The sequence below is a fragment of the Chlorogloeopsis sp. ULAP01 genome, from assembly GCF_030381805.1.
GTDB lineage: Bacteria > Cyanobacteriota > Cyanobacteriia > Cyanobacteriales > Nostocaceae > Chlorogloeopsis.
Window position 1 is genome coordinate 245,321 of the sequence record NZ_JAUDRH010000005.1, and the last position, 13,275, is coordinate 258,595.

9 protein-coding genes and 1 pseudogene are annotated in these 13,275 nt (G+C 40.8%); 7 read left to right on the plus strand and 3 right to left on the minus strand.

Annotated features, from left to right (window positions below; genetic code table 11):
• The first annotated feature begins 66 nt into the window (after window positions 1-66).
• Window positions 67-1,623, plus strand: a complete 1,557-nt coding sequence (locus QUB80_RS11710; RefSeq protein ID WP_289789677.1) for a GldG family protein — start codon at window positions 67-69, stop codon at window positions 1,621-1,623.
• A 99-nt stretch (window positions 1,624-1,722) separates the two neighbouring features.
• Window positions 1,723-2,340: a DUF4340 domain-containing protein gene (locus QUB80_RS11715; RefSeq protein WP_289789678.1), complete on the plus strand. Its 618-nt coding sequence runs from the start codon at window positions 1,723-1,725 to the stop codon at window positions 2,338-2,340.
• Window positions 2,341-2,556: 216 nt separating this feature from the next.
• Here the strand turns inward: QUB80_RS11715 and QUB80_RS11720 are convergent, their stop codons facing one another.
• Window positions 2,557-2,838, minus strand: coding sequence for a hypothetical protein (locus tag QUB80_RS11720; RefSeq protein ID WP_289789679.1), 282 nt, complete (start codon window positions 2,836-2,838; stop codon window positions 2,557-2,559).
• A 198-nt stretch (window positions 2,839-3,036) separates the two neighbouring features.
• Here QUB80_RS11720 and purU point away from each other — a divergent pair, with 198 nt between their 5' ends.
• Complete coding sequence (purU, locus tag QUB80_RS11725; protein ID WP_289789680.1) at window positions 3,037-3,891, plus strand: formyltetrahydrofolate deformylase; 855 nt, start codon at window positions 3,037-3,039, stop codon at window positions 3,889-3,891.
• Window positions 3,892-4,334: 443 nt separating this feature from the next.
• On the opposite strand, the gene QUB80_RS11730 is transcribed toward purU, so the two are convergent.
• Both QUB80_RS11730 and QUB80_RS35215 read right to left on the minus strand, forming a co-directional pair.
• Window positions 4,335-5,354 (minus strand): WD40 repeat domain-containing protein, encoded by a 1,020-nt coding sequence (locus QUB80_RS11730; RefSeq protein WP_289789681.1) that lies wholly within the window; start codon window positions 5,352-5,354, stop codon window positions 4,335-4,337.
• 714 nt (window positions 5,355-6,068) lie between these two features.
• Window positions 6,069-6,328, minus strand: a pseudogene (locus tag QUB80_RS35215) (hypothetical protein); the annotation flags it as partial.
• Window positions 6,329-6,619: 291 nt separating this feature from the next.
• Between QUB80_RS35215 and QUB80_RS11735 the strand changes: the two are divergent.
• From QUB80_RS11735 to QUB80_RS11750, 4 genes are all read left to right on the plus strand, one after another.
• On the plus strand, window positions 6,620-7,786 hold the full coding sequence (locus QUB80_RS11735) for a pyridoxal phosphate-dependent aminotransferase (protein WP_289789887.1): 1,167 nt from the start codon (window positions 6,620-6,622) through the stop codon (window positions 7,784-7,786).
• A 316-nt stretch (window positions 7,787-8,102) separates the two neighbouring features.
• Window positions 8,103-10,871, plus strand: a complete 2,769-nt coding sequence (locus QUB80_RS11740) for a bifunctional acetate--CoA ligase family protein/GNAT family N-acetyltransferase (protein ID WP_289789682.1) — start codon at window positions 8,103-8,105, stop codon at window positions 10,869-10,871.
• Window positions 10,872-11,284: 413 nt separating this feature from the next.
• Window positions 11,285-11,581, plus strand: a complete 297-nt coding sequence (locus tag QUB80_RS11745) for a thylakoid-associated protein (RefSeq protein ID WP_289789683.1) — start codon at window positions 11,285-11,287, stop codon at window positions 11,579-11,581.
• Window positions 11,582-11,775: 194 nt separating this feature from the next.
• The gene (locus QUB80_RS11750; RefSeq protein WP_289789684.1) at window positions 11,776-13,128 is read left to right on the plus strand and encodes a serine hydrolase; all 1,353 of its coding nucleotides are present in this window, start codon (window positions 11,776-11,778) and stop codon (window positions 13,126-13,128) included.
• Window positions 13,129-13,275: the final 147 nt, after the last annotated feature.

Below are 13,275 nucleotides of genomic sequence, written 5' to 3' on the forward strand. Positions count from 1 at the left end.
GACGCGATTCATCGTGTCTGTACAATCTCGTTAGTATGGACAAGGGTAGGACAAGTGACTAAAAAAATGAAGATTATTGCAAAAAATAAAACTTGGAACTATCTATTATTTTGGATTGGCCAATCCCTAGTTGTTGCTGGTTTAATCACAGGTTTAATTACAGATCAATGGGGAGCAATACCCTTAGCGTTGATAATTTCTGGAATACTAATTATTGGCTTATGGTTAGTAGGGAAAAGCCGATACAGTAGCTGGTGGGGGCGTCGTTCTACCCAAGCTAGTACTAATGCCTTGGTGGCAACTGTGGCTGTCTTAGCAATTTTAGGGTTAATTAATTTCTTAGCTACTCGCTACTACTTCCGAGCAGATTTAACAGAAACTCAGCTATTTACCCTTGCACCTGAATCAAAGCAATTAGTACAAAATTTACAACAACCAGTAAAAGTTTGGGTATTTGATGTAGCTCAAAATCCCCAAGATCGAGAATTATTAGATAATTATCGTCAACAAAATCCTCAATTTCAGTTTGAGTTCGTCGATCCGCAAACTAGATTTGCAGTGGCAGAGAAATTTGGTGTCAAAGATTATGGTGAAGTTTACCTACAATCTGGAAATAGACGCCAATTGGTGCAGACAGTAAATGTTAGCGATCGCCTCTCAGAAGTTAAGTTAACCAACAGCCTGCAACAAATCGTTAATCCAACGAGTGCCAAAGTTTACTTCCTACAAGGACATGGCGAACGCCCACTTGATGGCAGTGAAAATGGTATGTCACAAGCTGTTGAAGCTCTTGGCAACAAAAATTACACCACCGCCCCACTCAATCTAGCAGAAAAATCCAGTGTTCCGAGTGATGCCAATGTCTTAGTAATAGCCGATCCGAAACGAGGGCTTTTGGACAGTGAAGTCACAGCAGTACAAAACTATCTCAATCGCGGTGGTAATTTGTTACTGATGCTCGATCCAGGTACAGATCCCAAACTCGATAATTTACTCTCACAATGGGGTGTAAAACTGGATAATCGTTTAGCAGTCGATGTCTCTGGTAGTGTTGCTTTTGGCCCTGCTGTGCCAATTGTGACAGATTACGGTCAACATCCGATTACAAAAGATTTTGGTAACGGTATTTCTTTTTATCGTTTAGCACGACCGATTTATACCACACCTGTGCCTGGCGTTGAAGCTACTCCTATATTACTGACCAAAGCTTATCCCAATACTTGGGCAGAAAGCGACCTCCAAAATGAAAACTTGCAGTTCGACAAAGAAAGCGATCGCCAAGGGCCTTTAACATTAGGTGTAGCTTTAAAGCGTAAACTACCAGTAGAATCACCATCTCCTAGCTCAACTGCCACCGAGTCTCGAATGGTAATTATAGGCGATTCAGACTTTGCTACCAATGGTTCATTTTTACAGCAGCTAAATGGAGATGTATTCCTTAATTCAGTTAGTTGGGCAACTCAACAAAATCAACAAACCCTTTCCATTCGCCCTAAAGAATCGAAAAACCGTCGTATCAATCTGACAAACTTGCAAGCCGGTGTGATTGGCTTTTCTTCTCTGTTAGTTTTACCTTTAATTGGATTTGCAGCAGCATTTGTTTTGTGGTGGCTGCGAAGATAAGGAAATCGTTAATAGTTAATTGTTAATAGTTGATTGCCATTAATTATTAGCCATTAATTATTAGCCATTAGCCATTAACCATTAACTAATGACTAAAATATGAAACTACAGCGAACAACTTTAATTTTAATACTATTAGCGTTGAGTTTAGGCGGTTTTGTTTACTTCTATGAATTTTACTCAAAAACTCAACAAGAAGAAGTACAGAAAAAAACACAGCAGATTTTCTCTTTTAGAGCAGATGATGTACAGACTTTGACAGTAAAAACCAAAGATTATACTCTCAATTTGGAGCGTAACAAAGGCTCAGAACAACCACAGTGGTTAATAACATCTCCCCAACAAGCTCCAGCTAGTGACGCAATCGTGTCTTATTTAATGGATTTATTGGTCAAAGGTAAAAGCGATCGCACTTTATCAATTCCAGCTGATCAGCTTACCGAATTTGGTTTAGTTCAGCCTCAAGCAACAATCGTCATTGTACTGAAAAATCAGCAAACTCATCAGTTGACTTTGGGTAAGCCTGATTTTAAGGGTAGTTTCGTGTATGCTCAAACTAATCCTGCTCGTCAATCAAGTGGGAATGTAGATGTGCTATTAGTATCCAAAGATTTTGAAAATGCAGTCAATCGCGAACTATCAGAGTGGAAACAAACTCCAAATGTTGGTGAAGGCAAACCTTTACCTAGCCTCAATTTACCAACTCCACAAAATTAAATGATTCAATGCAATCGAATTTGCGCTGTATTTATCAGAACACAAAAGTACCTTACCTGATATCTTTATACCCTACGATGAAAAGAGCAATCTTCTTCTATTTCTCATTACCAGGTTCAATGTAGTGGCTTTTGGTAGGAGTCTTAATGTAAATTATACTGCGTTAATGCATCCTACAAATTTAAAATTTATTATTAATAAATTAGTATTTTTATCTTAGCGATCGCCAAAACTAGAAGTAGACTCATTAATTAATTTATCAATAGATTGTTTATGCTTTTTGTGAAATCTTAATAACTCCAAATAAGCAAAAGGAACGATTATCGGCCATAGAATAGTAGCTATCACCAAAATGACACCAGAAAATAATCGTTCTGCTGGATTCATGTCTTTGTCTTGTCGAAAGAACTCCAGCCAGTTAGTAAAGAAACAGTAAGTCATTACTAAGTAAATTATGATAGCTATGTAAAAGAGAATATTTTGCTCGATTATATTCATAATTATAGTTATATTCTCTATTTCAAATGATTTGTTGCTCGATTAATTATAATAATTCAACACTAACTTAGTGACTACTACACAGTTTTTCTAACAACAAAAAAACTTTCAAACAAAATATACTAATTTTGCTATCTTAATTAAGCTTAAATTTAGCTATCCTTGGTGACATCAATCTTTCGATATACTAATGTTCTTATGACAAGTCCAACAGCCACCCTATTAATCTCTTGCCCCGATCAACGGGGACTAGTAGCGAAATTTGCTAACTTTATCTATTCTAATGGCGGCAATATTATTCATGCAGATCAACATACAGATTTTGCAGCAGGCTTGTTTCTGACGCGTATTGAATGGCAATTAGCAGGGTTTAACTTGCCCCGTGAGTTGATCGCACCTGCATTTAATGCGATCGCTCAACCATTACAGGCTCAATGGGAACTTCATTTTTCCGACACTGTTCCTCGGATTGCGATTTGGGTTAGTCAGCAAGACCATTGTCTGCTAGATTTGATTTGGCGCAATCGTGCCAAAGAATTTACTGCTGAGATTCCCCTTATTATCAGTAACCATCCCCACCTGAGAGAGATGGCGGAGCAGTTTGGTATTGACTACCACCATATTCCGATTACAAAGGAGAACAAAATAGAACAAGAAGCCAAACAATTAGAATTATTGCAGCAGTACAAAATTGATTTAGTTGTATTGGCAAAATATATGCAAATTTTAAGTGCTGATTTTATTATTAAATTTCCGCAAATTATCAATATTCACCACTCATTTTTACCAGCATTTGTAGGTGCAAATCCTTATCATAAAGCCTTTGAACGTGGCGTGAAAATTATTGGTGCAACGGCACATTATGTAACTTCTGATTTAGATGCGGGGCCAATTATTGAACAAGATGTAGTGCGAGTTAGCCACCGCGATGAAGTTGAAGATTTGATTAGAAAAGGTAAGGATTTAGAGAGAGTTGTATTGGCAAGGGCAGTGCGTTTGCATTTACAGAATCGTGTGTTGGTGTATAGGAATCGTACAGTAGTATTTGAGTGATTGATCAAGAAGCAGCACCTCACCCCTAAAACGCCTGGTACTTCAGTTCCAGGCTTATAGCTGAAGTCCGTTTTAACGGACTGAAATTTTTACCTAGTCAGTTTTAACTAACTTTAGCTTTGCAGCCTTTGAAATTTATTTCTTGGCGGGCAAGAGCGTGGATGGAAGACATGAGACAGACATCTTATCAAAATTCAATCATGTAATATCAATTTGACAACTTATCCTTGGAATGATCTGGCAAAGAGCAATCAACTACAGATTAGCGATCGCTCAATCAGCAGAAATCAAAAATTAAGAAATACTTGTGATGTCAAAACTATAGACGGCTTATCATAAGCATTTCTTTTGGGTAATGCTGAGTAACTTCCTTGCGCGACATTGGCAGCGATCGTTTTTTGAAGAGTGTGTGCAGTTGTTCCTGTCCTGCCTTATTAAAGGCTTTAATTTATTTGCGGCAATACAGTTGTTAGATCACAGCAAGTCCCATTACTATGCCAAACTTTGATGCTGTCACCAGACGCATGGCTGATAATAATTTTTCCATCTAGGCTGATTGTGAGATAGTCAATCCTAGACTGATGCCCATCAAGTACACAAAGCTGCTGCCTACTCTCCAAATCCCAAATTTCAATAGAGTTAATATTGCCAACCGCAAGCAGCGAACCATCGGGTGTCATCGCACTATGAGGCATACCCGAATGAGGTTCGCGCTGGCTAATCCCAAGTGTATAAAGTGTTTCCGTTGTTTGTATATCCCAAATGCCAACTGTTGTTTGTTCATTAAGTTTGTCTCTTTGTGCCACGGCAGCAATAATTTGGCTATTTGGGCGAGTTGCAACTGCATCAAGCCAATGCCTACAAACACAATTGCCCAAGTGAAGGGAAGAACTTGTAGGTAAAGCATTAAATACGCTTATAACTTGCCCATTTTGCCAATCCCAAACTTGAGTTAGTAAATCAAATGTTTGAGCAGCCAAAATACTACCATCTGGGCTAGGTAGTAGACAGCGAACTGGAAGATATACATTTGCAAATAGCAGAGTGCGGAGTAATTGTCCTGTTGAGAATTCAATAACATTAATTTCAATCCTGGCATTGCTACTATGATGAGCTTTGCTCGTGGCTGAAAATAATACTTTTCCATCAGGAGAAAATGCTAAAGCACTGTTTTCTCCTTGAAAACAGAAGACTTCCTCTCCTGTCCAAAGGTCATAAGTTCTGAGATTACCATATCTGTCATTGCTAATAATGGTTTTCCAATCTGGATTTACCAAAGTATTAGAGTGACCATACCGATCTCCGCGCAGTTCAAATGAATGATTAATATTCCCAGTTGTTAAATCCCAAACCTTCACAAGATTATGAAAACAGCCTACTAGAAGAATTCCATCTGGACTTAAGCTCAAGCTGTTTAAATATTCTTCATCAGGTTCATCAAAGGTATAAAGACATTGAAACATAAACAGCTTTTATTAAGGAGCGATCGCCCAGCCAAAAGTCGTGTAATGTGGGGAAGATTTTACACGCAAAACATATACAAAATTTCAACTCGAACAATTACAATCAACAGTGTTAATAATTAATAATTTTTTAACAAATCCTCTAGAGAATAATTTAGCAGTTATGCTTGATGATACTTCTATTGGTTACATTATATTGATTATTACTTTATTCTGCGGACTATTAACATTGCTAGTAGCCTCAGCAGGTTTATTTATCACTTGTCATTTTGATAAAGAAACAAACACTGTAAAACTTAGCCGTTACAGGTGGTTTTGAATATTAGGAAAAACCGTTTTTCAATATTCTTTAAATGAAATTACTGCTGTTAAACTTGAAAAGATTGATACCAGTATAGACGAACACTTTTTTCAGGTTCTTCTAGTATTAGAATCGGGTGAAAATCTACAATTAACTCCCAATTATACCCCAAAACATATAAATGCAGATTTTATATTTAGAGTAACTAAAAATTTTCTGGATTTGAAATAAAATTCTTAAAATACAACATTTTCCAGGTGCGACCGAGCAATAGAGATGCCCAGCATTGGCTCAATGCTTTTCCACTCTGCTAGCCTCGGCTTCGCAAGAAAGGTGCGGAATCGAGCCTCGCAAGCTAGGAAGCCAGGGAAACTGGCGACTTCTTTGGGTATCGAGTATTGGGTACTAGGTTCCTAATCCCTAGTCCCCAATCCCCAGTTTCTCTTTTGTTCTGCATCCTGACTTCGCGATAAACCCCACGAACGCACAACCCCTAAAGCAAAATTCACCGTGTAGGGTTCCTCCAACGATTGCTGAGAATGGCTTTGATGATACCCAGATAGCAACGCAGAGAGTGCAATTGTGTGGAATTAGGACGATAGATAAAGTTGCCTTGTTTTTCAAAAAGTGGTGCTTCTGCGATCGCCTGATCATCTAAATTCTCTCTAGTAGCCAGTAGGGTGGGTTAGGCGCAAGCCGTAACCCACCGTAAATTTTGAACTATAACGAAGCTTATCTTCTCAGCGTGCCGTGGATAGCATTTTTCAGATGAAATCAGATGAGGGGTGATATCCCTTATTTCATGAAATCATGACAAGACAGCAAATTCTCGATCGAGATTGTGAGATATTCTGGAATAGTTGAGAACTTTATCGCAAGAAATCTTCTATTTCAATTGCTGTTAGGGATTTGAATCCTGATTCTGAATGTATTTTACACCTATTTACGGATCATTTTAGTGACGATGAAGCTGGCAGGAAGAGTAAGTCAAGTGACACCTTCTATAACCTTAGCCATCGCAGCGAAAGCTAAGGCAATGAAGGCAGAAGGAATTGATGTTTGTAGTTTTAGTGCTGGTGAACCAGATTTCGATACTCCGGCGCACATCAAAGCCGCAGCCCAAAAGGCTTTACAGGAAGGGAAAACCAAGTACGGGCCAGCTTCTGGAGAACCAAAACTGAGAGAAGCGATCGCCAAAAAACTAAGAACCGATAATGGTCTGAATTATAAAGCAGAAAATGTCATTGTTACTAATGGTGGCAAACATTCTCTGTTCAATTTGATGCTGGCAGCAATTGAACCAGGTGATGAGGTAATTATTCCTGCTCCTTATTGGTTAAGCTATCCTGAAATGGTGACGCTAGCAGGTGGTACTTCTGTAATTGTTCCTACAGATGCCTCTACAGGATATAAAATTACTCCTGACCAATTGCGAAAGTCAATTACTCCCAAGACAAAGTTATTTATCCTCAACTCGCCGTCTAACCCTACGGGCATGGTGTATACGCCAGAAGAAATTAAGGCACTGGCGGAAGTAGTAGTGGAAGCAGATATTTTGGTTGTATCTGACGAGATTTACGAAAAGATTCTCTATGACGGCGCAAAACACGTGACAATTGGTTCCTTGGGAGACGAAATATTTGCTCGCACAATTATTAGCAACGGTTTTGCCAAAGCTTACTCGATGACGGGCTGGCGTATAGGTTATTTAGCAGGGCCAATTGATGTAATTAAAGCTACAATTACCATCCAAAGCCACAGCACTTCCAATGTATGCACCTTTGCCCAATATGGTGCGATCGCTGCTTTAGAAGATTCTCAAGACTGTGTCGAAGAAATGCGCCAAGCGTTTGCTAAACGCCGTCAGGTCATGCTAGAAAGGCTCAATGCTATTCCAGGATTGAGTTGTCCTCAACCAGATGGCGCGTTTTATCTGTTCCCCGACATCAGTAAAACGGGACTTAAATCTCTAGATTTTTGTGATGCTTTACTAGGAGAACAGCAAGTTGCAGTCATTCCTGGTATTGCTTTTGGTGCAGATGACAACATTCGCCTCTCCTACGCAACCGATTTAGCAACTATTGAAAAGGGGATGGATAGGTTAGAGAAATTTGTCAAGTCGCGGATTTAGGTAAGAGACAAGTTTTGTTTATCTGTGGGGTGGGTTGGGCGCAAGCCTAAACCCACCATTTATCGATTCATCTGAAGGGCGATCGCATTCACACGACAAAGTAATGAGAATATGGTGGAGTTAAGTTGATAGAAACCGCCGATACAGCCGTTTGAACCAGACTTTATCGAGTATAAAAAATCTCTAAACGCTCACTCATGCAATCAGAACAGCACTTTTGTTAAATTTCCTCACAATTTCCTCAACTGTTTCTTTTAACCTACCATCTGGATTTATAAGCTTTACAAGGGTTTCCTGATTAAGGAATTTCAGCCATATGCAATCGGGCAGTAAGTTTAAAACCGATCTCACCTACGATATTCTACGTTCCGAGCGTCAACCTCTCAGTTCTATTTTTTTACCGGAGACAGTTGCTATCATAGGTGCGAGCGACTCGCCTGGAAGTGTAGGACGTACCTTGCTGTGGAACTTAATCAGCAACCCCTTCGGTGGCACAGTATTTCCCGTAAATCCCAAACACCACAGTGTAATGGGTATTAAAGCTTACAAAAATATTGCAGAAGTACCAGAACCTGTAGATTTGGCAGTGATAGCCACACCCGCCTCAACAGTTCCTGGCATAGTGCGGCAGTGTGTAGAAGCTGGAGTAAAAAGTGCAGTCATCATTTCTGCTGGCTTTAAGGAAATTGGTGAACCTGGAATACAACTAGAGCAACAAATTTTACAGGAAGCTCGCAAAGGTAAACTCAGAATTATCGGCCCTAATTGTTTGGGGGTAATGAATCCTCATACGGGACTGAATGCAACTTTTGCTAGCGCGATCGCCCGTCCGGGTAGGGTAGGCTTTATCAGTCAGAGTGGCGCACTCTGCACATCTATTTTGGACTGGAGCTTGCGAGAAAATGTTGGTTTTAGTGCTTTTGTGTCTATTGGCTCAATGCTGGATGTGGGTTGGGGCGATTTAATTTACTATCTTGGTGACGATCCACGTACTAGCAGTATAGTTATTTACATGGAGTCCATAGGAGATGCACGCTCATTTCTATCTGCGGCTCGTGAGGTAGCACTAACTAAGCCCATTATTATCATTAAAGGAGGTCGAACAGAGGCAGCTGCTAAAGCCTCGGCTTCTCATACAGGGGCGCTCACCGGCAGTGATGAAGTACTGGATGCTGCTTTTCGGCGTAGTGGGGTGTTGAGAGTCACTAGAATTTCTGAATTGTTTAACATGGCAGAGGTGCTGGCAAAACAGCCTCGTCCCAAAGGCCCACGCTTAACTATTATCACCAATGCAGGTGGGCCGGGTGTATTGGCAACTGATTGTCTGATTAGCACAGGTGGAGAACTGGCAGAACTTTCTACAGATACGATTGCCGCAGGTAATGAATTTTTGCCTCCTTATTGGAGTCGCAGTAATCCAATCGACATTTTGGGAGATGCCGAGCCAGAACGCTATGCCAAAACTCTAGAAATTGCTGCCAAAGATCCTCATAGCGATGGTTTTTTGGTGATTCTCACACCCCAAGCAATGACTGATCCTACCCAAACTGCTGAACGGCTAAAATCTTGTGTAGAGGCGCTTCATGATACATCACTAAAAGGTAAACCGATCCTGGCAAGTTGGATGGGGGGAGCAGAGGTAATGGCAGGAGAAGCGATTCTCAATCGTGCTAGTATTTCCACTTATCCCTATCCAGATTCGGCAGCACGTGTATTTACTTATATGTGGCAGTACACATATAACTTACGTGGCATCTATGAAACTCCGGTGCTAGTAGAAAAATGGGATAAATTACCTGATCGCAACTTTGCTGAAAAGTTAATAGCAATAGCCCGTCAGGCAGGGCGAACCATTCTCACAGAGATGGAATCAAAACAAATCCTAGAAGCCTATGGTATTCCTACTGTGCAAGTCTGCGTGGCTGCCACAATAGATGAAGCCGTTGATTGTGCTAATTCCCTTGGTTATCCAGTAGTACTCAAACTTTTATCGAAGACAATTACCCATAAAACTGATGTTGGAGGCGTGCAGTTAAATCTTATGGATGCCCAAGCTGTGCGCTGGGCTTACCACGCTATTGAATCTTCTGTAAGAGAAAAAGTAGGGGCAGAACACTTTTTGGGAGTGACGGTACAGCAAATGTTAAACCTCAACGATGGCTACGAATTAATTGTCGGCAGTAGTCTCGATCCGCAGTTCGGCCCGGTATTATTGTTTGGTGCAGGGGGACAATTAGTGGAGGTATTTAAAGATAGAGCGATCGCACTCCCTCCCCTCAATACAACCTTGGCGCGGCGAATGATGGAACAAACTCGAATTTACAAGGCGCTTAAAGGTGTGAGGGGGCGTCTACCAGTGGATATTGCAGCTGTTGAACAACTACTGGTGAGATTTTCCCAACTGGTGGTGGAACAACGCTGGATCAAGGAAATTGATATTAATCCCCTGTTTGCTTCTACAATCAAATCCTCTGCTAGTTTAGTTGCCCTAGATGCGCGAATTGTCCTTCACCCAACAAATGTAAAGGAAGAGGAACTGCCAAAAATAGCAATTCGCCCCTATCCAACGCAATATGTCACATCTTGGACGCTGAAAGATGGCACACAAGTTATCATCCGCCCTATTCGTCCTGAAGATGAGCCGCTAGCTGTAAAATTTCATAAAACGTTGTCGGAGCAAAGTATTTATTTTCGCTACTTCCATTTAGTTAAACTCAGTCAACGAATTGCTCACGAACGTCTGATGCGTCTGTGCTGCATTGACTACGATCGCGAAATGGCACTGGTTGCAGAATATAAAAATCTAACTACAAATGAGCGTGAAATTATAGCTTTAGGCAGATTGACTAAATTGCATGGTTTGAGTGAGGCAGAATTTGCTTTGCTGGTTAGTGACAAGTTTCAATACCAAGGATTGGGTACACAATTGCTAAGACTACTGCTGCAAGTAGGACAGGATGAACACATTAAGCGTATCACTGCCGATATTCTACCGGAGAATACAGCTATGCAAAGAACCTGCGAAAAGGCTGGCTTCCACCTGCATCGTATGCCAGATTTGGTAAAAGCAGAGATTGATTTGTGATACCCACAAAAATTTTGCGATCGCCCTGATTTTGTTTGTCCTAATGATTGGGACTTATACTATTTCACGAAAAGGCTGATATGGATGTACCCCACCGCCTACGGCACCTCCCCTTACTAAGGGGAGGTTGGGAGGGGTTAAATATGAATCACTCAAAAAGTGAAATGGTATTACGCACGAGTTACGGAATAATAAACAGCAAAGGACACTGAGGAAAGAGGATTTTAGAGGAGTTTTGCGTAAGTTCTATAGATGACGAGTGGTTGCAAAATTCTGTAAAGTGGGCAAAATGAAGCTAATCCCACTGGCATATACTATTAGTAGATGAGTATTTACTCACAGGGAAGTGGCAAACACCGCCCCACTTCCTCTCCAAAGCAGTGAAAATGGGGTATGTAGCGGTTCAACGTCAAATGTATACTACCTATTTTGACGAGTACCAAAAGCAATTGAGCGAGTGGCAAAAGCAGTTTAGCGATTGGCAGAAAAAATTTTTAGATACCTGCCTGGAAAATTTGCCGAACATGCAACGAGAAGAAAATCTCTCAGAAGCTTTTAATAAATCTCTGGATTTCCAAGAAGAAATTGTGAAATCCTTTCTGGAAGCCCAAGAAAAAAATAACCGGATGATGCTAGACGCTCAAAAGAAATTTTGGGAAGACTATTTTGAAAGGATGCGGAAGAAGCCAACTGCTACTGCTAGTAGTTAGGATTGCTGTTTTTTCTTAACCAAATATTTGCTCATTCATCTCAACCCTCAAGGGCGATCGCCCCTGGGGGTATATGCTGTATCTGGTACGCTCTTTTATACCAAATTGGCACGCGGGAGTCTGGTTTCAAAATTCTGGAATAGCCTATTAATTAATAGTTTTAATCCAAAATCCACGCATTGGTATGAGTCTTCATGGATCATCAAGGGAAACAGTCACAGTTTAGTCATCAAGCTGTTGCTAAAAAGATGACAGCTTATCTGCAAGCATGTCTAGCAAATCGTTACTTCATGGGATCGGTATTGGTTGCTAGTGCAGGTGAAGTACTGTTGAGTAAAGGTTACGGCATGGCTAACCTTGAGCATAATGTTCCCAATACACCCCAAACAAAGTTCCGCCTCGGTTCGATTACCAAGCAATTCACAGCAACAGCAATTCTCCAACTTCAGGAGCAAGGTTTGCTAGAGGTGCATGATTCGATTTCAACCTATTTGCCCGACTACCCTAACGGTGAGCAAATTACTATTCATCACCTGCTTAACCACACTTCGGGTATTCCCAACTACACGGAATTTTCTAACTTTGAGCAGACAAAGAAAATCAAGGTAACTCTAGATGATTTGATTGCCAGGTTTAGCAGTGAACCGCTAGAGTTTACACCAGGGAAGCGTTACCAATATACAAACTCTGGCTACGTGGTACTCACCAAAATTATTGAAATACTTTCCGGTAAATCCTATGCCGATTACCTGCAACACCACATTCTTGAGCCTTTAGGAATGGTTAACTCAGGCTGCGATCGCCAAGAAATGATTTTGCCCCATCGAGCTTCGGGTTATATTTTCACTGGCGAAATTTATCAAAATGCAGATTTTGTTGATATGTCATGGCCATCGGGTGCAGGGGCAATGTACTCAACCATCGAAGATTTATACAAATGGGAGCAAGGGCTTTATACCGATGCAGTACTGAGTGAGGCGTCTAGGGAGATGATGTTTACACCCAAGGTTACAATTCGCGCAGCAGAAGATAATAAAGGATATTACCACGGCTATGGAGGAATTATATGCACTCACTATGAACGTAAGCTTTTGTATCACGGTGGCGGAATCGATGGCTTTAGTACTCGCATTGCTAGATATCCAGATGAACAAGTTTCTATTATTGTACTCACCAACATCGATCCAGCAGTGGCAACACCAGTTGTAGCTATTGCAAATGATTTAGCTGCGATTTTGTTTGGTGAACCCTATGAGTTACCTAAGCAACGACAAGCGATCGCACTTGATACTGCGATTTATGATGCCTACGTCGGGCGATATGAATTGGAGCCGGGATGGGTGATGATAGTGACAAAAGAATGTGATCGCATTTTTGCTCAATGGATTGGACAAGAACGAGTTGAACTGTTTCCAGAATCATCAACAAAGTTTTTTATGAAGCTAATAGATGCTCAACGCACATTTGTAGTAGATGAGACAGGCAAAGCATCACACGTCATCCTACATCAAGGTGGACGAGAGCGTGTGGCCATTAGGGTGATATGATGTCCGCCAAATCACCCATAGTAACAGTTTTTAGTAAGGACTTCATTCCCGGCTTGAGGACTAGAGTCCTCACTACGAGCAAACATTTTTATTCAGTTTGATTAACCGGACATGATATGAATTAGAGTACAGAGAATCTACTTAATT

Coding starts and splice junctions, on each gene's coding strand:
- QUB80_RS11740 (WP_289789682.1), top strand. CDS start 8,103: ATGCAATCGGGCAGTAAGTTTAAAACCGATCTCACCTACGATATTCTA.
- QUB80_RS11745 (WP_289789683.1), top strand. CDS start 11,285: ATGTATACTACCTATTTTGACGAGTACCAAAAGCAATTGAGCGAGTGG.
- QUB80_RS11715 (WP_289789678.1), top strand. CDS start 1,723: ATGAAACTACAGCGAACAACTTTAATTTTAATACTATTAGCGTTGAGT.
- purU (WP_289789680.1), top strand. CDS start 3,037: ATGACAAGTCCAACAGCCACCCTATTAATCTCTTGCCCCGATCAACGG.
- QUB80_RS11750 (WP_289789684.1), top strand. CDS start 11,776: ATGGATCATCAAGGGAAACAGTCACAGTTTAGTCATCAAGCTGTTGCT.
- QUB80_RS11710 (WP_289789677.1), top strand. CDS start 67: ATGAAGATTATTGCAAAAAATAAAACTTGGAACTATCTATTATTTTGG.
- QUB80_RS11720 (WP_289789679.1), bottom strand. CDS start 2,838: ATGAATATAATCGAGCAAAATATTCTCTTTTACATAGCTATCATAATT.
- QUB80_RS11730 (WP_289789681.1), bottom strand. CDS start 5,354: ATGTTTCAATGTCTTTATACCTTTGATGAACCTGATGAAGAATATTTA.
- QUB80_RS11735 (WP_289789887.1), top strand. CDS start 6,620: ATGAAGCTGGCAGGAAGAGTAAGTCAAGTGACACCTTCTATAACCTTA.